At 46.4% G+C, this 17,966-nt stretch carries 19 protein-coding genes; 10 read left to right on the forward strand and 9 right to left on the reverse strand.

The window, feature by feature from the left end; genetic code table 11:
- Both C5684_RS04820 and accB read right to left on the reverse strand, forming a co-directional pair.
- Positions 1-1,335, reverse strand: a complete 1,335-nt coding sequence (locus tag C5684_RS04820) for an acetyl-CoA carboxylase biotin carboxylase subunit (protein WP_013889655.1) — start codon at positions 1,333-1,335, stop codon at positions 1-3.
- An 8-nt stretch (positions 1,336-1,343) separates the two neighbouring features.
- Complete coding sequence (gene accB, locus C5684_RS04825) at positions 1,344-1,832, reverse strand: acetyl-CoA carboxylase biotin carboxyl carrier protein (protein ID WP_013889656.1); 489 nt, start codon at positions 1,830-1,832, stop codon at positions 1,344-1,346.
- Between the two features lie 183 nt (positions 1,833-2,015).
- Between accB and C5684_RS04830 the strand changes: the two genes are divergently transcribed.
- From C5684_RS04830 to C5684_RS04860, 7 genes are read left to right on the forward strand one after another with little or no spacing between them, the layout of a single operon-like run.
- Positions 2,016-3,452 (forward strand): Do family serine endopeptidase, encoded by a 1,437-nt coding sequence (locus C5684_RS04830; protein WP_013889657.1) that lies wholly within the window; start codon positions 2,016-2,018, stop codon positions 3,450-3,452.
- A 9-nt stretch (positions 3,453-3,461) separates the two neighbouring features.
- The gene (locus tag C5684_RS04835; RefSeq protein ID WP_104639576.1) at positions 3,462-5,342 is read left to right on the forward strand and encodes a 6-hydroxymethylpterin diphosphokinase MptE-like protein; all 1,881 of its coding nucleotides are present in this window, start codon (positions 3,462-3,464) and stop codon (positions 5,340-5,342) included.
- A 60-nt stretch (positions 5,343-5,402) separates the two neighbouring features.
- Entirely contained in the window at positions 5,403-6,020 is a 618-nt protein-coding gene (locus C5684_RS04840) for an MBL fold metallo-hydrolase (RefSeq protein WP_013889659.1), read from the forward strand.
- A gap of 18 nt (positions 6,021-6,038) precedes the next feature.
- Positions 6,039-6,812 carry a HesA/MoeB/ThiF family protein gene (locus tag C5684_RS04845; protein WP_006018118.1) on the forward strand — a complete coding sequence of 258 codons (774 nt, stop codon included), beginning with the start codon at positions 6,039-6,041 and terminating at the stop codon, positions 6,810-6,812.
- Positions 6,813-6,834: 22 nt separating this feature from the next.
- Positions 6,835-7,605 (forward strand): flagellar motor stator protein MotA, encoded by a 771-nt coding sequence (motA, locus tag C5684_RS04850; RefSeq protein WP_006018119.1) that lies wholly within the window; start codon positions 6,835-6,837, stop codon positions 7,603-7,605.
- Between the two features lie 2 nt (positions 7,606-7,607).
- Positions 7,608-8,378, forward strand: a complete 771-nt coding sequence (gene motB / locus C5684_RS04855; protein ID WP_104639577.1) for a flagellar motor protein MotB — start codon at positions 7,608-7,610, stop codon at positions 8,376-8,378.
- On the forward strand, positions 8,375-8,782 hold the full coding sequence (locus tag C5684_RS04860) for a hypothetical protein (RefSeq protein ID WP_233704186.1): 408 nt from the start codon (positions 8,375-8,377) through the stop codon (positions 8,780-8,782). Before motB ends, C5684_RS04860 begins: the two co-directional genes overlap by 4 nt.
- On the opposite strand, the gene C5684_RS04865 is transcribed toward C5684_RS04860, so the two are convergent.
- The 4 genes from C5684_RS04865 to C5684_RS04880 all read right to left on the reverse strand — a co-directional run bounded on the left by C5684_RS04865 (position 8,779) and on the right by C5684_RS04880 (position 12,182).
- A complete protein-coding gene (locus tag C5684_RS04865) occupies positions 8,779-9,624 on the reverse strand; it encodes an NYN domain-containing protein (protein WP_013889662.1) in 846 nt (281 codons plus the stop codon). The genes C5684_RS04860 and C5684_RS04865 overlap by 4 nt on opposite strands.
- Before the next feature lie 125 nt (positions 9,625-9,749).
- Positions 9,750-10,313, reverse strand: coding sequence for an elongation factor P (efp, locus tag C5684_RS04870; RefSeq protein ID WP_013889663.1), 564 nt, complete (start codon positions 10,311-10,313; stop codon positions 9,750-9,752).
- A gap of 9 nt (positions 10,314-10,322) precedes the next feature.
- Entirely contained in the window at positions 10,323-11,246 is a 924-nt protein-coding gene (locus C5684_RS04875; protein ID WP_013889664.1) for a class II fructose-bisphosphate aldolase, read from the reverse strand.
- Between the two features lie 9 nt (positions 11,247-11,255).
- Positions 11,256-12,182: a peptidylprolyl isomerase gene (locus C5684_RS04880; protein ID WP_104639589.1), complete on the reverse strand. Its 927-nt coding sequence runs from the start codon at positions 12,180-12,182 to the stop codon at positions 11,256-11,258.
- A gap of 77 nt (positions 12,183-12,259) precedes the next feature.
- Here C5684_RS04880 and C5684_RS04885 point away from each other — a divergent pair, with 77 nt between their 5' ends.
- Positions 12,260-12,976, forward strand: a complete 717-nt coding sequence (locus tag C5684_RS04885) for an EI24 domain-containing protein (RefSeq protein WP_104639578.1) — start codon at positions 12,260-12,262, stop codon at positions 12,974-12,976.
- On the opposite strand, the gene crcB is transcribed toward C5684_RS04885, so the two are convergent.
- From crcB to C5684_RS04900, 3 genes are read right to left on the reverse strand one after another with little or no spacing between them, the layout of a single operon-like run.
- The gene (crcB, locus tag C5684_RS04890; RefSeq protein ID WP_104639579.1) at positions 12,960-13,343 is read right to left on the reverse strand and encodes a fluoride efflux transporter CrcB; all 384 of its coding nucleotides are present in this window, start codon (positions 13,341-13,343) and stop codon (positions 12,960-12,962) included. The genes C5684_RS04885 and crcB overlap by 17 nt on opposite strands.
- A gap of 43 nt (positions 13,344-13,386) precedes the next feature.
- On the reverse strand, positions 13,387-14,064 hold the full coding sequence (locus C5684_RS04895) for a uroporphyrinogen-III synthase (protein ID WP_104639580.1): 678 nt from the start codon (positions 14,062-14,064) through the stop codon (positions 13,387-13,389).
- The gene (locus tag C5684_RS04900; protein WP_104639581.1) at positions 14,057-14,374 is read right to left on the reverse strand and encodes a rhodanese-like domain-containing protein; all 318 of its coding nucleotides are present in this window, start codon (positions 14,372-14,374) and stop codon (positions 14,057-14,059) included. Before C5684_RS04900 ends, C5684_RS04895 begins: the two co-directional genes overlap by 8 nt.
- A gap of 86 nt (positions 14,375-14,460) precedes the next feature.
- On the opposite strand from C5684_RS04900, the gene C5684_RS04905 reads away from it, so the two are divergent.
- Entirely contained in the window at positions 14,461-17,286 is a 2,826-nt protein-coding gene (locus tag C5684_RS04905; protein WP_104639582.1) for an FAD-binding and (Fe-S)-binding domain-containing protein, read from the forward strand.
- A complete protein-coding gene (locus tag C5684_RS04910; protein ID WP_104639583.1) occupies positions 17,283-17,963 on the forward strand; it encodes a di-trans,poly-cis-decaprenylcistransferase in 681 nt (226 codons plus the stop codon). Before C5684_RS04905 ends, C5684_RS04910 begins: the two co-directional genes overlap by 4 nt.
- Positions 17,964-17,966 lie beyond the last annotated feature (3 nt).

A 17,966-nucleotide genomic window follows, 5' to 3' on the forward strand; every position in this document is an offset into this window, starting at 1 on the left:
TCATTTTTCTAAGTATTTGGTGTGGATTTTATTGTGTCTAAAGTCGGGGTTGTCCAACATCTCCAAGTGGAAAGGGATTGTGGTCTTAATCCCTTCCACATAAAATTCTCTTAAAGCCCGTTTCATTTTCAAAATGGCTTGATCGCGACTGGGCGCATGCACGATGAGCTTGCCAATCATGGAGTCATAAAAGGTCGGCACGACATAACCTGCATAGGCATGGGTATCCAAACGCACATCAATCCCCCCTGGGGCAATCCAAGAGGTGATTCGCCCAGCACTGGGGTAAAAATTCTTAGGGTCTTCAGCCGTGATCCGGCATTCAATGGCATGCCCTTGGCAGATAATCTGATCTTGGGGGGGTAACTTTTCGCCTTGTGCGATTTTGATCATCCACTCCACCAAATTTAACCCGCTCACCATCTCGCTCACCGTGTGTTCCACCTGCAAGCGTGTATTCATCTCCATAAAATAAAAATCCTGCCCATTGGCATCTAGCAAGAACTCAAAAGTCCCCGCCCCCACATACCCGATGTGTTTAGCCGCCCTAATGGCGGTTTTTAGCAATTTTTGGCGCACAGAGGGGCTTAAGATTGTTGCTGGGGTCTCCTCAATGAGCTTTTGTTGCCGTCTTTGGGTGGAGCAATCCCGCTCGCCCACATGCACCACATTCCCATGCTTGTCGGCTAAAATCTGCACCTCAATATGCTTGGGGTTTTTGATGAACTTTTCAATATAGACACTCCCATCCCCAAAGGCACTTAAAGCCTCTGTCTCCGCAGCTAGGTAGAGATTTTTAAGCAAATTGGGATCTTCAACCACGCGCATGCCCCGCCCGCCCCCGCCATTAGCCGCCTTGATCATGATGGGAAAGCCAATTTTTTGGGCGATCTTTTGGGCCTCCTCATAACTCTTTAATATCCCCTCGCTCCCCTCAATGACGGGCACGCCCGCCTCTTTCATCACCTGTTTAGCCTGAGATTTATCGCTCATTAAAGCCATCACCTGCGCACTAGGACCGATAAATTCTAAGCCATGGTGGCTACAAATTTCCACAAAGTTTTGATTCTCGCTCAAAAAGCCATAACCGGGGAAAATCGCATCGGCTTCAAAGAGTTCAGCTGCGCTGATAATGGCGGGGATGTTTAGGTAACTCTCGCTAGACTTGGGCCCGCCCACGCACACTTTAGCGCTGGCTGTGTTCAAGTAGTGGGCATCTTTGTCGGCACTAGAATAAATGGCGATGGATTGTTTCCCCATTTCAGCAATGGTCTGAATCGCGCGCAGGGCGATCTCGCCCCGATTGGCAATCAAAATGCGCTGTAAATTTTTCATGCCTGTTCCTAGAGTTTTTCAATCTTGACTAATTGTGTGCCGTATTCGACCGCTGTAGCGTCCTCAACTTCAATGGAGAGAATCTTACAATCACATTCAGCTTCAATCTCGTTCATGATTTTCATCGCCTCCACAATGCCAATCACCTGCCCTTTTTTAATGGTGTCCCCCGGGCTGACATAGGGGCTTGCGCTGGGGGAGGGGCGGTGGTAGAAAGTCCCCACCATGGGCGAGAGGATATAATCCTCCTTAGTGCTTGTGGGGTTGTTTGCATGGCTGGTCGCCCCAGTTGTAGTGTTGAGTGCGCAGGCGGTGGCGGTGGGGGATTGTATGGGGGTGTGTAGGACATTGGAAGCCACTCCAACAGGGGCGGGGGCTACTTTACGGCTAGAAGCTTTGTCAAACACCAATTCAACATGTTCAAGCTTGAGTTTCATGTAACTAATATTAGTTTTATCAAAAGATGCCATTAGTTGCTGGATATCCGCTGTTTTCATCATTGTCCTTAAAATTAATTTGGCAATGGGGTATGATAACATATTTTAAGCCAAACAAAATAAGGCAAAGGACTTAAATATGTGTTTTTCTTAAAGCAACAAGGGGCGGATTAGCTTTAAACTTCTCAAGCAAACTTTGGTTATACTAGGGCTTTTTGAAACTTGCAAACATAAAGGAAATCCATGAGGTCTATTGTTTTGAGTGCGGTGCTCATTGCGAGCTTGGGGGCAACCGGAGTGGGAGATGTGCATATCCAAAACATGCCATCCGTGCAAAAGCGTGTGGGTCCAGATACCAGCCCCAATACGATCTATTCTTATAGTGGTTCGGTCAAAGAGGCGACAAAAGCGGTGGTGAATATCTCGACTCAAAAGAAAATCAAGAGTGGCTTTGGAGGCATGGGGGGCATGTTTAACGACCCCTTTTTCCAACAATTCTTTGGCGATCTGTATAATGCCATCCCTAAAGATCGCATTGAGAGGGCATTAGGGAGTGGTGTGATTATTGACAAAAAGGGTTATATCATCACCAATAACCATGTGATTAACGATGCGGATAAAATCTCGGTTACCATTCCGGGTAGCAACAAAGAATACACCGCTACTTTAGTGGGCACAGACCCCGATAGCGATTTGGCTGTGATTAAAATCAATAAAGACAATTTGCCATCCATCAAGTTTGCCGATAGCAATGAAATTTTGGTGGGTGATTTGGTCTTTGCCATTGGGAATCCCTTTGGTGTGGGCGAGACCGTAACACAGGGCATTGTCTCTGCGCTCAATAAAAGCGACATTGGGATCAATAACTACGAAAATTTTATCCAAACCGATGCCGCCATTAACCCGGGCAACTCGGGGGGGGCTTTGATTGATAGTCGGGGGGGGCTTGTTGGGATCAACACCGCCATTTTATCGCGCACAGGGGGCAACCATGGCGTGGGTTTTGCCATCCCCTCTAACACGGTCAAACACATCGCCATGCAACTCATCAAAACCGGTAAAATCCACCGGGGTTATTTGGGTGTGGGGATTCAAGATGTGAGCAATGAGCTACAGGGTAGCTATAATGGCAAAGAGGGCGCGGTGGTCATTAGCATTGAAAAAGACTCCCCAGCCAAAAAAGCGGGCTTGATGATTTGGGATTTGATTGTTGAGGTCAATGGCAAAAAGATCAAGAATGCCGCTGATTTGCGCAACTTCATAGGCTCTCTCTCCCCTCACCAAAAAGTAACCATCAAATACATGCGCAACAAACAAGAACATGTCATCACCTTGATCTTGGCTGAGCGCAAAAACCCCAACAAAAAAGAAACCAGCACCGCCCATGAGGGCGCGCATGGGCAACTCAGCGGGCTTAAAGTGGAAACCCTCACGCCCCATATGCGCAAGAATTTACGCATCCCTGATGAGATTCAAGGCGTGTTGGTCCAAGAGGTCAAAGACAATTCTAAGGCGCAAGATTTGGGCTTTAGACAGGGCGATGTGATCATGCAAATTGAAAGTTTCAGCATTAAGAGCATTGAGGACTTTAACCGGGCTTTAGCGCGCTACAAAGACACCCCCAAACGCTTTTTGGTCTTTGATCCTAGCAGGGGTTATAAACAAATTGTTGCCAAGTAGGGTGCTTGTATGGAGGGGTTTTCTGCAGAGGGGCTAAGGGAGCGTTTTAAGGATAATTTGGGCTTTTTCAAGCACCATTTGCCCAAGCTCTACGAACAACTCTTGCCTGCTCCATGTGCTTACAATCTTTTATGGGATAGTGGGGGGTTAAATATCCTCAATCTCAGCGATGGCTCGTTGCTTTTCCCTTGCATTGGGGGAGAGCACCAGATGTTAAATGTTTCTAGGGACTGGGCTTCGCATATTCTTAACAACCCCAAATGGAGTTTAAAAACCAATGATTTTATCTTGGGCGATTTGGATTTAAAAACCCTGCCCTTGACTAACCAAGCTTGCCAAGATATTTTGGATCTAGGTAACTCCAATGCCCCCTATCATTTGGGGCAAAACTTCTACCCCCCCACGATTTTATATGGCATGGCGGGGGGGTTGTTTTTGGCTCTCTTATTAGAGCAAGGGGCATTTTTCCACGCACTTTACATCTATGAAGAACACATTGATTTATTGCGTATCAGTTGCTATTTTATTGACTATGCCCAGCTTTTCAGCACTACCCCACCCCAAGATTGTGCGATTTTCCTTAAAAATCTCCCCACGCCCTTTTTCAAACATGCCTTTTTGCACAAGAGAGTCACCCATAGTTTCTTGCATTTGGAATTTGACCCCTATAAAAGTGAAAACACCCAGCGCGCTCAAGAGTTGTTCTGTGCCCATAAAAAAAGCGCGCTGAGAGGTTGGGGGAGTTTTGAAGATGAGATGTTAGGGCTTTCTAATAGTCTCCAAAATTTAAAAGAATCCCGGCATATCCTAGACCCTAAAACCTGCCCCCATGTGGATTTGCCCATTTGTGTTGTGGGCAATGGCCCTAGTTTGGATGGGTTATTGGATTTTATCCAAAGCAACCAAGAAAATATGCTGATCTTTAGCTGTGGGACGGCTCTAAAAGTGCTCAAAGCCCACCAAATCCATGTGGATTTCCAAATTGAGATCGAGCGAATCGACTACCTCAAAGAAGTGCTCTTAGATGCCCCTTTGGGGGATACGCCCTTGATGTGTGCCAATATGATTAATCCCAGTGCGCGCCAACTGGCTAAGGAAGTGTTTATGTTTATGCGTGGGGGGAGTGCGAGTGGGTATTTGTTCCCCCATTTGGCAGTTGAATACAGCGCGCCCTTTGTGGGTAATGCCGGCGTGGCGTTGGCGTGTCTGTTTAGCCAAACCTTGATCTTGTGTGGGCTAGATTGTGGCTATATCCAAGGGGCTAGCAAGCATGCTAAGGGTTCTTATTATGGGGAGGAGGGCACACAGATTCCACCAGATGCCCTGAGCGTGCGCCCTAATTTTGAGGGCATGCTAGTTTATAGCGATGGGCTGTTCTTGCTCTCCAAAGAGCAGATGGGCATGCTCTTTAAAAAACATGGCACACTGGTTTATAACCTCTCCAATGGGGCTTTTATTGAGAACACGATCCCTAAGCGTGCCCAAGATTTATTGTTAAAAAAAGGCTCTAAGTCCAAAGCCTTAAGGCGTATCAAGCGGGCGTTCAAACCCCAAGCCCCTATCAATTTGCCCCTAGAGGGCTTGCAAGCCTTTAAAGAGCAAATCAAGCAACTTTTACAAAAGCCCATCAGCACCAAAAAAGAACTCTATGCCCGCATGGATGACTTGAGCGCGCTCAGTTTGCAAAAAAGCCAAGAAGACCCCTTAGTGGGGATTTTACTGGAAGGTTCGCTAGCCCATCTGGGTTTGCATGCCCTTGCTGCATCTTTAAGCCTCAAACAAAGCCAAGTGCCCTCTTTTTATGCCCAAATCCAAGAGATCATCACAGCAACCCTAGACAAAATGGTCGCCCGTTGCCATTGGCTAGCGATGGGTTCTCGCTCCAAGTGAAGTGGGGCGGGGTGTTGCCAACTTTAGCTAAAATTTGCTAGAATGGGGCAAAGGGTTATGATGCAACTTGAAATCCAAGCTTTTGGGCATACGCAGACAAATTGTTACATCGCTCACCTCCAACAGGGCGATCTGATTGTGGATCCGGGTGTGGGGGCGTGTGATTGGGTGCTTGAGCATGCCAAAAATCCCCTAGCTATTCTCATCACCCACGGGCATTACGATCACATTTGGGATGTGCATGCCCTCAAAAAAGCCCTGCCTAGCGTGCCTTTATTTGCGCACCAAGAGGATATTTTTATGCTCACCACCGATTGTTTTGGGCTGGGTTTAACCCCATGCGCTAAAGAGGATATTGAGCCCATAGAGTGTTACAAGAGCACCAAAACTTTTGAGATTGCCGGCATCCCCGTTACTTATTGGCACTTCCCCGGGCACACCCCGGGTTGTTGCATGGTGGAAGTGGAGCAAAATTTTTTTAGTGGGGATTTTATCTTTTATCGGAGCATTGGGCGTTATGACTTCCCCTACTCTAATCCAAAAGATATGAAGGACTCGCTTTTGCGCTTGCAAGCCTTAGAAAGCCCAACAGATAAACCCATCTACCCCGGACATGGGCAACCCACCAGCCTAAAGGCCGAACAACCGCACTTGGGGTCGTGGATTGCTCATTTATAATTCCTACAAAGGATGATCATGCTCACGCAAGACCAAAGAGAGCGTTACCAACGCCATTTGATGTTAGAGGATGTCAAAGAGGAGGGGCAAGAAAAACTGATGCAAGCAAGCGTTTTGGTGATTGGGGCTGGGGGATTAGGCTCGCCAAACACCATGTATCTAGCTGCCGCTGGGGTTGGGCGTATTGGCGTGCTGGATTTTGACATTATAGAGCTAAGCAATCTACAAAGGCAGATCATCCACACAACCGCCGAGATCAATAACTCTAAGGTCAAATCAGCCCAACGCAAAATGCTAGCCCTCAACCCTGATATCCAAGTTGAGACCTATTTTAATAAATTCAATGCTTCTAACGCCCTAGAGATCATACAACCGTACGATTTTGTTGTGGATGCCACGGATAATTTTGCCAGCAAGTTTTTAATCAACGATGCGTGTGTGTTGGCTAATAAACCCTATAGCCATGCCGGTGTGCTGAAGTATCGGGGGCAGACCATGACCATCTTGCCTAAAAAAAGTGCGTGTTTTGCCTGTGTTTTTGAAAACCCACCAGATGTGGAACTCAACTCTTATTTTAAAGCGGGGCTTTTTGGGGTTTTACCCGGCTTGATTGGGTGCATTCAGGCTGCAGAGGCAATCAAGTATTTTCTAGGATTTCCCTTGTTGCTAGACACCTTGTTAAGTGTGGATACCAAGGGCATGGATTTTAGAAAAATCCACATCAAAAGAAACCCCCAATGCCGGGTGTGTGGTGAAAAGGGTATCCAAACCTTGCAAGATTATCCGCAATAGAATTTAGCAAAAAGGTGATTTTATGGATTTGACATCGGTTTTGGGTGTGCTTGCGGCGATTGCGGCGATTTCAGTGGGGGATATTATGGAGGGCGGTAACCCCATCCATGTGGTGCATTTGAGCTCTATCATCATCATTGTCCCCACCACTTTATGCGCGGCGATGGTGAGCACGCATGCCCACCATGTCAAGGCGGCTTTTAAAGAAATTAAGATTGTGTTTTTAAACCCCAAGATCAATTTGCAAGAGACCATTAAAAGTATTGTAGAACTTTCCACGCAGGCCAGAAAAGACGGGGTCTTGTCTTTGGAATCTAAGGTTGCCCAAATTGAAGATGATTTTACACGCAATGGTTTTGGGATGATTGTCGATGGTAAGGATATTAAATCCGTGCAAGAGAGTTTAGATGTCGCCATTGAGGAGTTGGAGGAATACTACCACGGCGCAGCGCACTATTGGATCACCGCTGGGGAGAGCGCGCCCACTTTTGGGCTTGTGGGGGCGGTTTTGGGGCTGATGTTGGCGTTACAAAAACTTGATAATCCTCAAGAAATGGCTTTGGGGATTGCCGGGGCTTTTACCGCCACTGTTACAGGAATCATGTGCTCTTATGCCCTCTTTGGTCCTTTTGGGAACAAACTTAAAAATAAGTCCAAAGACATTCTTAAGGAAAAAGTGGTGATCTTGGAGGGCATTATTGGGATTGCCAATGGGGATAACCCACGGGATCTGGAGATGAAATTGCTTAACTACATCGCCCCCGGGCAACCCAAAAAATCGCAGTTTGAGTAGACATGGCTAAAAAAGCTAAGAAAGTCGAATGCCCTGCGGGTGAGCGTTGGGCGGTCCCCTATGCGGACTTTTTATCCCTCTTACTGGCTCTCTTTATTGCCCTTTATGCCATCTCAGTGGTCAATAAATCCAAAGTCAAGGCTTTGAAAAAGGAATTTGTTAAGATTTTTGACTACGCCCCACGCCCTGATGCGATGCAACCAGTGATCCCCATCCCTCCAGCTCCAGGAGAAACCCAAGAGACCACGACCCAAGAACAAAGTTCTAGCAAACAGCCCACACGCTCCCAGATTACGATCACGCGCGTGGGCGAGGGGAGTGTTTTAGAGCAAACCGACCATGGCGCAATTCTCAAGTTGCCCTCCAGCTTGCTATTCCAAGACCCCTATGGCGACACCATCAACGCCGGTATGCAGGAATATATTAGACATATTGCCCGCATCATCAAAACCCTGCCCAATCAAGTCGAGATCAATGTGCGTGGCTATACCGACAACACGCCCCTACCCCCCCATGTCCATTTTAAAGACCACTACGCATTAGCCGCTAGCCGCGCCTCTAAAGTGATGCATGAATTATTAAAAGATGGCATTGACCCCCAAAAACTCTCTTTCACCTCCTATGGCAAAAATAACCCGGTTGCCCCCAATGATAGCGTGGAGAATCGCATGCGCAATAACCGCGTGGAGATCTTTTTCTCCACTAACCCCCAAAATATCTCTAAAATCCGCTCTATTTTGGATAAAAAGATCGAACAAGAGCACAAAGAGTGATTTGGTTACTTTTACTGGGGCAAATGTTATGGGCTAACCCCTTACCCACAGGTGAGGAGCTCTTAAGGGAGGAGCACCAAGCCCAACTGCCCAAAACCCCTATTAAAGCGGTGTTTTTCAGCCAAAAACGCCCCTACACTTCTTGGACTAGAGATTATGGCATTTGGCAAACGCAAAATATTTTAGAGATTGAGGCTATAGTGAGCCAAGTGCGTATCAATAAAATTAGCTTGAATCGGGGCATGTGTGCGTTGTTGCCCCAATTGCCTAGTTATGTGTTAAAACTCCATGAAAAAATGCGCTATGAAGTGTTTTGTGAGGGACGACTAAGGGTGGAGGTCCAAACCGATTTTGGCACGCAAATACTCCATCTGCAAGAAGACCTCCCCACCCCCATGCCCTAAAATGAATTGCCCTCATTTTTGGCGATGTCAATGCCATGGAAGGGTTTCCCCCTATTGAATGGATAGGTGGGGGCTTTTCTAACCCCCATCTCCATGTCATCCTTGATATTGTCTAAAATATCTTGGATACTGCGCACCCGCACCGCATCGCTGGCCGCCTTTAATTCATCGGCTACCAAGTCCATGCTCTCTTCAATGTGGGCGACAAATACTTGGAGGTGCTTGGTTCTTGCAAAGTCCAAAATGGGGGCTAAATCGGTATCCTTGCAAAAGAGCAAGATTCGATCCACAAACCCTTCATAACAAACCTTAGCAATGTCTAATGCCAAAAGCACATCCACTTGTTTTTGTTGCAATTCTAGTTTAGGCACCCAAATTGTGGGCGCATTATTTTGCACGCCCCTCACCCACACATCTTCTTTAACATAGGATAAGGGCTTCATTTTGACGATCCCTTGACGGATAGTCGAATATTCCAGCCCCACCATTGTGTGTTTGAACGCCTTAATCGCCTCGGATTTATTCGTGATCGCTTCGTAGTGGTTAATGGGTTTTTTTAATTCCTCATGCTTGCCTGAGGTGTAAAAACTCTTATATTCCTCAAAATCCGCTTCTAGCTTGCTATTTTTGACAATCTTATTCTCACTAAAGGGTTCAGAGACATAGAGAAAAGTCCGGTAAAGTTGTTCATCTGATTGGATAAAGGTTTTGATAAAGGCATCAAAGTGGGGCAAGCGGTTAAAATTAAACTGCTTAAATACTTTGTAATTGTGTTGGACATTCTGCAGATCGGAACGCAAATTCTCCCAATCTACAAAAATAGCGATTTTGGCACTATCCATATACGATCCTTTTTCTTTAGTGGGGGGTTATCTTAACTTGTTTAAATTAGTTTTCTAGAAATTTGGGGAGCACCCAAAAGGGGAACGTTCCTGCAAAGCAGCGATCAAAGCCACTAGCCACCCAACTACTTGAGTTTTTCCAAATACTCCCCAGTTTGGGTATTCACCTTGATGGTCTCGCCCTCGAGCACATGGAAGGGCACTTGCACCACTGCGCCCGTTTCGAGTGTGGCGGGTTTTTTACTAGCACTGGAGGTGTCGCCCTTGAAATTGGGAGGAGTTTCAGTGATTTTTAATGCCACCACTTGGGCGACTTCTACAGAAATTGCCTTTTCATTGTGGAAGAGCACCTGCACTTGTGAGCCCTCTAACATCCACTTGGGCGCATCCCCCACTTGATCGGCGTTCAACACGATTTGATCGTAACTCTCCACATCCATGAACTGGTAGTTGGCACCATCAAAATAGAGAAATTGCATGGGTTTTTGCAATAAATTAGGCTCCTCGCATTTATCCCCAGCATGGAAAGTTTTTTCAATCACCTTGCCATCTAAAAACGACTTGATTTTGGCGCGCACAAAAGCCGCCCCCTTGCCCGGTTTGACATGTTGGTATTCCACAATGCGGTAAGGCACGCCCTGAATCTCAATTTTGAGATTTTTCTTTAGATCGCTCATCCCAATAGCCATCAAGCTCTCCTAAATTTTGTTGGCACTACCCAGTAGGTGCATGCGCTCCACAATGACCTCTTTGACCGCTTCAATGCCCGGGGTGAAAAACTTACGCAAGTCAAATTCGCTAGGGTGTTCGTTGGCAACTTTACGCACCTGAGCGATGAAGGCGATACGCAAATCGGTGTCAATGTTGATTTTATTGATCCCCCCCTTGATGGATTCTTGTAAAAACGCATAGGGCACGCCCTTACTCCCCTTTAAATCCCCTCCTGTGGCTAAGAAAGCTTGGCTCACGCTCTCAGGGATGGAGCTAGCCCCATGCAAGACTAGAGGGATATTGGTGCGCTTCTTAACTTCTACAAGCCTCTCAAAGTCCAACTTAGGTTCGCCCTTGAATTTAAAAGCTCCGTGGCTTGTGCCAATGGCGGGGGCTAAATAATCCACCTTACTGATTTTGACAAACTCTTCAGCTTCATCGGGATTGACTAAAACCGCGTCTTTTTCATCTACGGAAATATTGTCCTCAATCCCCATCAAACGCCCCAGTTCTGCCTCCACGCTCACATTTTTAGAGTGGGCGTAATCCACCACTTCTTTAGTGAGCTCCAAATTTTCTTTGTAGGGGTGGTGGGAGGCATCAATCATCACAGATGTAAAACCCGCATCCACTGCCCTTTTACAGCTCTCAAAGGTTGTCCCGTGATCCAAATGTAAAGCCACGGGGATATGGGGGTGGCGTTTGACCATCGTATGCACCATGCCAAGCACCATGTCAATGCCCAAATATTTAATCGCCCCCTCGCTGGCTTGCACAATTAAAGGGGATTTTGCCTGATTGGCTGCCTCAAAAATGGCACGCAACATCTCCACATTCACAAAATTAAACGCCCCCACACCATAGCCCTCTTGATGGGCTTTATTTAAAATCTCACTGCCTTTAACCAGCATGCACGCTCCTTATTTTTTCAAAAAGACTTGGATTTGGACTTGTTTGCGTAACTTCTCTAACTCGGCTTTCACATGCTCTTGGAACTCATGTTCCTTGAGGATACCAATAATGGTCTGTTTGGTCTGCTCATAGGTGGGTGTTTTGGGTTCGTTCTTGCTGATCAAATAGATCACATGGTAGCCAAATTCGGTTTTAACCGGGGTCCGTGTGTAGCTGCCCGGGCGGAGCGCAAAAACGGCATTAGAAAACTCGGGTGCCATTTGGTTTTTTTGGAATTTACCTAAATCCCCGCCATTTTTGGCATTTTTGGTGTTAGGATCGTTGGACTCTTTGTTGGCGATACTGATAAATTCCTGTTCCACCTTATTTTTGGGGACCTTGTTGAGCTCAGAGATCACCCGTTTGGCATCTGCCGCTGTTTTGAGCAAAATATGTCTGGCATGCGCTTCTTGCTGGACGAACTGGGCTTTATTTTCGTTGTAATACTTCTTAAGCTCCGATTCGGGGATTTGCTCCCGCCCAATGCTCTCTGCTTGGTGTTTAGCCCAAATCTCTACAAGCAACTGCTTTTGGTAGCTCGCCATGCTATTTTTGAATTCTTCGGTGTGTTCCAAACCTTCTTTGCGCGCCTCTTTTTCAATTAAAAGATTATTGATCGCTTGTTCGAGCAACGCCTCTTTTTGCTCGGGCTTGAGCTTGTCAAAGTCAAAATTGGGGTTACGCCGCTTGATCACCGCAAAATCATCGGTTGTGATATCCACCACCTCTGGTTTAGAGTGTCTGTTCTTATGACCTTTTTTACCCGTGTGGGCACTTGGAAAAGTGATTGTGGCTAGAGGTTTTTCAGCTTGCTCTGTATGTCCCGTTGTTTTGGCACCCACAACACCTACCCCCAAAAAACCCACTAACGCCAAGCTCAAAACGCCTTTTTTAATCATAAAACTCTCCAAACTATTGTAAAATAAACTTCTATCATAGCATGCCAAACTTAAACAAATAAGAAAGAGAGAAGATGAAAAGTCCATTACAGACAATCCGCGAGAGCTGGAGAGATTTTTTTAGTTGGAAAATGGTGCTCTTAAACATTGTGCCCGTATTGATCGGATTGCTCTTTTGGGGGAGCTTGTTGTTTTACTTTGGGGGGAATATCGTCCGTATTTTAGAGGGTTTTTTACCCACTAGCTGGTATCACTATGCCCATAGCGGAGGGTTCATGCCAGCACTATTTTTGTTGGTATTCAAATCCTTTGTTTATGTGTTAGTGGTGTTGGTGGTGTTGATTTTAAGTTTAATTGGCAATGTGCTTTTTTCGCTCTTTTACACACCCATTGTGTTGCGTTTCTTGCAACAAAGATATTACCCACAAGTGGCTTTAGAGAGTTTTGGCGATTTATACTTTTGTTTGCAATACTTCCTCAAACAACTGGCTTATTTGTGCATGTTCTTGCTGGTGTGTATCCCGCTTTACTTTATCCCCTTTATCGGGGTCTTTTTTTCGCTCGTCCCCCATTATTTCTTTTTCAAAAACACCATGTCCTTTGACATCGCCAGCTCCCTATTCAACCAACAAGATTACCAGCGCATCCAAAAAGACTACAAGATCGCTAACCACAAGATTGCGATTGTGGCTTATTTGTTCTCGCTCATCCCCGTTTTTAATTTCTTTGCCACCTTGCTCCAAACCATTATCTTTAGCCACCACTTCCTAGAGATCAAGCAAAAATCTTAGCCAACCACCAGCCCAAAGCCACGCAAACAAAGCCCAAAATATTCGTCCCAAAAACATAAAACAAGGCTTCGATCACCGCTTGGCTTTGGAGCAATTTAATGGTGTCTAGCCCAAAGGAAGAAAAGGTGGTGAAACCCCCTAACACTCCGGTAATGAAAAACACGCTCATTTTATCCCCCAAGATCGATTTGACAGCCAAATGCCCGGCAAAACCAATAACAAAGCACCCAATCAAATTCACACTAAAAGTGCCTAGTGGAAAATAATTCCACATCAAAAACTTAGAAGGTGTGATTTTACCCACGAGATAACGCAAACTGCTCCCAATCGCCCCACCCAAAGCCGCCCAAAGAAATACTAAGCTCATATTAACCTTTCATTTTCTTAAAAGCCTACATTCTAGCATAAGCTCAAAGTGTTTTTGCTAAGGCGATGCTGGATTCTAAAGTGGGTTTGGGGCTTTTAAAGGCATTAATTTGGGGATCAAAGCTTTTTAAGGTGCTCTCCCCTAGGGCGATGGCTGTGTAACTCCGATCCCAATCAAAATTAGCCCTAAAGGCGTTGTAGGCGCTGGGTGCGCCAAAGATCAAAATGGAGCGGGGCTTGGGCTTGCGTTCGGGGGGGAGTTTGAGGGGTTTTACTTGGTAGGCGGTGCATTGTTTGAGGGGGATTTGTGCTTGGATGAGGGCTTGATCCAAATTAGAAACAATGGTTTGTGCGCGCACATAGAGGGCATAACTCTTTGGGGGCAACAAAGCACGCAAAAGAGGGATGATCTCAGTTGCAAAGCCCAAACCTTCCCCCTTTTGCCCGACAAAATACACATTAAAGCCCAAATCGCGCGCCACTTGTGCACTCTTAGAGGCTAGGGCAAAGATAGGGAGACTCTTTAAGGTGGACTCTGTGGGGGTGTTTTTAAACTGGTGTTCTAGGGCTAGGGGGGCGTGCTTGGAGGTGAAAATTAGGGCTTTGATGGGGGCTAGATCAAGCTTTAGGGGCAAATACTCGATGGCACTCACAACCAGTTGTTCAAACCCCAAACTCGCATGGAGTTTAGAGCCCACCAGCACGATGGGGCGATCATCCACCCAGCATCTCTAATCCGTGGGCTTTAAAATCCTCGATATTTGCCTTGAGAAAATAAATATTTTCTAGCCCCATTCCATGCAAGAGATCGGCATAGCGTCTAGCGGTGTTCCCATGCCAGCACTGCAACAAGACCTTTTGATCGGGGCGTTGCAGGGCAAAATCTTTAATGGCTTGCAGATCGTCTAGATGAATCGCGCCCTTTAAATGCCCCTCTTGGTAAGAGTGGTGATCGCGAATGTCAATGATGCAATAATCGCTAGGATTAAAGGAGTCTAGAGTGATGGCATGGTCAAGGGAATGATCGGTCATGAAAAATCCTCAATTTCTGTGGAATTTTAGCTAAACTTCTTTAAATAGAGCAAAAAAGACTATAATGGGCTAAAAAGGAATCCAAATTGACACTTTCTAGTTCTTATGAGGCATTTTACAGCGATGCGCAGGTATTTTTAAAAGATCGCATTTATGCAGATTATTTACGCCGTTTGGTCTATGGCACAGATGCCTCGTGTTACCGCTATGTCCCCCAATTAGTGATCAAAGCCTTAGATGAAATAGAGATCATCCGCATTCTAAGCTTGGCTAGGTATTACCAAATCCCCTTGACCTTTAGGGCAGCAGGGAGCTCTTTATCCGGGCAGGCGTGCTCTGAGGGGGTCTTGGTGATGACTCATTTGGGTTGGCAGGATATGCAGATTGCACCCGATAGCTCTAGTATCCGCCTTTCTTGTGGGGTGATTGGGGGGTATGCTAATGAAGCCTTAAAGGGCTTGCATAAAAAGATCGGTCCTGATCCAGCCAGCATTAATGTTGCCATGTTGGGGGGGATTTTGGCTAATAATTCTAGTGGCATGTGCTGTGGGGTGAAAAATAATAGCTACAACACCCTCAAGTCTTTACGCGTGATCCTAGCTGATGGGACACTTTTAGACACTTCCAGCCCCTCAAGCGTGCAGGCATTCAGACAAAGCCATGCTAATTTATTACAGAGCCTGCTGGATTTACGCGCCCAAGTGCTCAAAGACTCCGATTTACACGCCCTCATCAAAAAGAAATACCAAATCAAAAACACCACAGGCTATAGCTTAAATGCCTTGATCGATTTTGAAGACCCCATTGATATTTTAAGCCATCTTTTCATCGGCTCAGAGGGGACGCTAGGTTTTATCGCCTCTTGTGAATTAGAATGCGTAGATGATGCGCCCTTTAAAGAGTGCTTGCTATTATTCTATGAGGATTTGCCAAGAGCCATTGAGACCATCCGCATTCTAGCCCAAAATGACGACAAGATCAGTGCGGCTGAATTGATGGATCATGCGTGCTTGGTGAGTGTTCGGGGTTTAGAGGGCATGCCAGCGATTTTGGAGCAGGTCCAAAAGAACACCACTTGTATTTTGGTCCAGCTAGAGCATCAAGATGCCGGTATTTTAAGGGAGAATACCGCCTTTGTATTAGATGCGATCGCCCACATCCCCACGATTTTACCCACCCAGCAGAGCGACCAGCCCAGTATTTATAATAGCTGGTGGAATATCCGCAAGGGCATTTTCCCCATCATCACCAAAAGGAGGCGCGCGGGGGCAAGCGTGATCACGGAGGATTTATGCTTTGATATGGATCACATCCAAGAGGGCTTGATCCAGCTACAAGGCTTGTTAGATCAACATGGCTTTAAGGACAATGGCGTGATTTTTGGGCATGCGCTCAGTGGGAATCTGCATTTTTTAATCACACCCCTATTAGAAAACCCCACAGAACGCTCACAATTTAGCGCATTGATGGAGGATTTAGCCAGTATGGTGGTGTCCTTGCAAGGCTCGATCAAAGCCGAACATGGCACAGGGCGCATGGTCGCCCCCTTTGTGAAATTAGAATGGGGGGATAAAGCCTATGCCTTGTGTGAGAAAATCAAGGCTCTTTTTGATCCATTGGGGATTTTAAACCCAGATGTGATCTTATCCAAAGACCCCCACATCCACACCAAGAATTTAAAAACCAACACACCCATAGAACCCGAGCTTGAATCATGTATTGAATGCGGAATCTGTGAGCGCATCTGTCCTAGTCGTTATCTTTCCTTGACCCCCCGCCAAAGAATCGTGTTGCACCGCGAGATCACCCGTCTAGAAGAGCGTGTCAAACAAGGGCACACAGAGGATCAAGCCCTCTTAGAGGAGCTTTTAGAAGGGTATGCTTATTTGAGCGATGAAACTTGTGCGGCATGCCATATGTGTGCGACTCTGTGCCCCGTGCAAATTGATAGCGCCACCATCGCCCTTAAGAGCCGCCAAAAACACGCTAAGGGCAAAGGTGTTGCCAAGCAGATTTTAGCCCACATGGATAAGAGCATTGGCATGGTAAAATGGGGTCTAGGTCTAGCCCGCAACGCACAAGTGATCTTAGGGGCTAAAAAGGTGCGTGATTGGAGCTTGAACATGCATGCCAAATGTGGCACCCCCCTTGTGCCCACCCATTTACCGCTCAAAAATCGCTATAAACTCCAAGACAGACAAAATGGGGAAAAAAGCGTTATCTATTTTTCGACCTGCATGAACCGCGCCTTTGCGCCCTCTAAGATGATGGCAGATAGACGCTCCATTCAAGAGGTCTTTGAGTCTTTGTGTGCTAAGGCGCAATTTAGCGTGATCTACCCTAAAAATCTAGCCAAATTGTGCTGTGGCAAGGCGTTTATCAATTATACAGACTTGAGCGCACAGAACACGCAAAAAAACGCTCAGTTGTTAAAAGAGCTTTCGCAGAATGGTAAAATCCCCATTGTCTTAGATCACAGCGCATGCAGCACGCATTTAATCGCAGAATTGGGCGATCAGGGTTTAAAAATCTACGATCTGGCGATTTTCATTGCCCAAGAAATCTTGCCCCACTTGCAACTCAAACCCAGCCCTGAGAGCGTGGGGCTTTATACCATGTGCGCGGCTAAGAGGGCGGGCTATGAAAAAGAGATGTTAAACTTGGCGCATGCTTGTGTGGGTGGGGAGGTGGTGGTGCATGCCCAAACGGGTTGTTGTGGCTTTGCGGGGGACAAGGGGTTTATTAGCCCTGAGCTCAACCAACATGCCCTCATTGACTTTGCCAAGTTCTATGCCCAAAAGGGCTTAAAAAAGGGGTTTTGCTCTTCGAGCACTTGTGAAATTGGCTTGAGCGAATCGACTGGTATGAGTTGGCAACACATCGCTTATTTGGTGGATGCTTGTTCTAAATGAATGTCCTCAAACATCTAGCAATCATTATGGATGGCAATGGTCGGTGGGCTAAACAACAGAGCAAAGCACGCACACAAGGGCATAGGCAGGGCATTACAACCTTGCGCCAAATCACGACTTGGTGTGCCAAAAATAACATCGCCTACTTGAGTTTATACGCCTTTTCGACCGAAAATTGGAGTCGCCCTAAAAGCGAGGTGAGTTTTTTAATGCAGATGTTGCAAGAATATTTAGACAAGGAACGCCCCACATATTTAGAGAATAATATCCGCTTCAAAGCCATTGGGGATTTGCAAAAATTCACGCCCACTTTACGCCAAACCATTTTAGCCCTCGAGCAAGACACCGCCACAAATAGCGCGCTCACCCAAGTTTTAGCCCTCAATTACGGGGCTAGAGATGAGATCGCTAGGGCTTGTTCTAAGATTGTGTGCCAAAAATTGGAGGGGAACATGCAAGAGCTCATTAGCGCGCATTTGGACACAGCGGGCATGCCTGATGTGGATTTGTTGGTGCGCACGGGGGGGGAGATGCGTCTGTCTAACTTCTTGCTGTGGCAGTGTTCCTATGCGGAGCTGTTTTTTAGCCCCGTGCTGTGGCCCGATTTTACGCCCACACACCTACAAGAGATCATTAAAATTTTCAAGCAAAGACAACGCAAATTTGGGAAAATTTAAGGA

Source organism: Helicobacter bizzozeronii (assembly GCF_900196775.1).
Lineage (GTDB): Bacteria > Campylobacterota > Campylobacteria > Campylobacterales > Helicobacteraceae > Helicobacter > Helicobacter bizzozeronii.

What these genes read in the sequence shown, in the direction of transcription:
- C5684_RS04840 (WP_013889659.1), top strand. Translation starts at nt 5,403, where the DNA reads ATGCAACTTGAAATCCAAGCTTTTGGGCATACGCAGACAAATTGTTAC.
- efp (WP_013889663.1), bottom strand. Translation starts at nt 10,313, where the DNA reads ATGGCTATTGGGATGAGCGATCTAAAGAAAAATCTCAAAATTGAGATT.
- C5684_RS04835 (WP_104639576.1), top strand. Translation starts at nt 3,462, where the DNA reads ATGGAGGGGTTTTCTGCAGAGGGGCTAAGGGAGCGTTTTAAGGATAAT.
- motA (WP_006018119.1), top strand. Translation starts at nt 6,835, where the DNA reads ATGGATTTGACATCGGTTTTGGGTGTGCTTGCGGCGATTGCGGCGATT.
- C5684_RS04885 (WP_104639578.1), top strand. Translation starts at nt 12,260, where the DNA reads ATGAAAAGTCCATTACAGACAATCCGCGAGAGCTGGAGAGATTTTTTT.
- C5684_RS04865 (WP_013889662.1), bottom strand. Translation starts at nt 9,624, where the DNA reads ATGGATAGTGCCAAAATCGCTATTTTTGTAGATTGGGAGAATTTGCGT.
- C5684_RS04830 (WP_013889657.1), top strand. Translation starts at nt 2,016, where the DNA reads ATGAGGTCTATTGTTTTGAGTGCGGTGCTCATTGCGAGCTTGGGGGCA.
- motB (WP_104639577.1), top strand. Translation starts at nt 7,608, where the DNA reads ATGGCTAAAAAAGCTAAGAAAGTCGAATGCCCTGCGGGTGAGCGTTGG.
- crcB (WP_104639579.1), bottom strand. Translation starts at nt 13,343, where the DNA reads ATGAGCTTAGTATTTCTTTGGGCGGCTTTGGGTGGGGCGATTGGGAGC.
- C5684_RS04900 (WP_104639581.1), bottom strand. Translation starts at nt 14,374, where the DNA reads ATGACCGATCATTCCCTTGACCATGCCATCACTCTAGACTCCTTTAAT.
- C5684_RS04875 (WP_013889664.1), bottom strand. Translation starts at nt 11,246, where the DNA reads ATGCTGGTTAAAGGCAGTGAGATTTTAAATAAAGCCCATCAAGAGGGC.
- C5684_RS04845 (WP_006018118.1), top strand. Translation starts at nt 6,039, where the DNA reads ATGCTCACGCAAGACCAAAGAGAGCGTTACCAACGCCATTTGATGTTA.
- accB (WP_013889656.1), bottom strand. Translation starts at nt 1,832, where the DNA reads ATGAAAACAGCGGATATCCAGCAACTAATGGCATCTTTTGATAAAACT.
- C5684_RS04820 (WP_013889655.1), bottom strand. Translation starts at nt 1,335, where the DNA reads ATGAAAAATTTACAGCGCATTTTGATTGCCAATCGGGGCGAGATCGCC.
- C5684_RS04910 (WP_104639583.1), top strand. Translation starts at nt 17,283, where the DNA reads ATGAATGTCCTCAAACATCTAGCAATCATTATGGATGGCAATGGTCGG.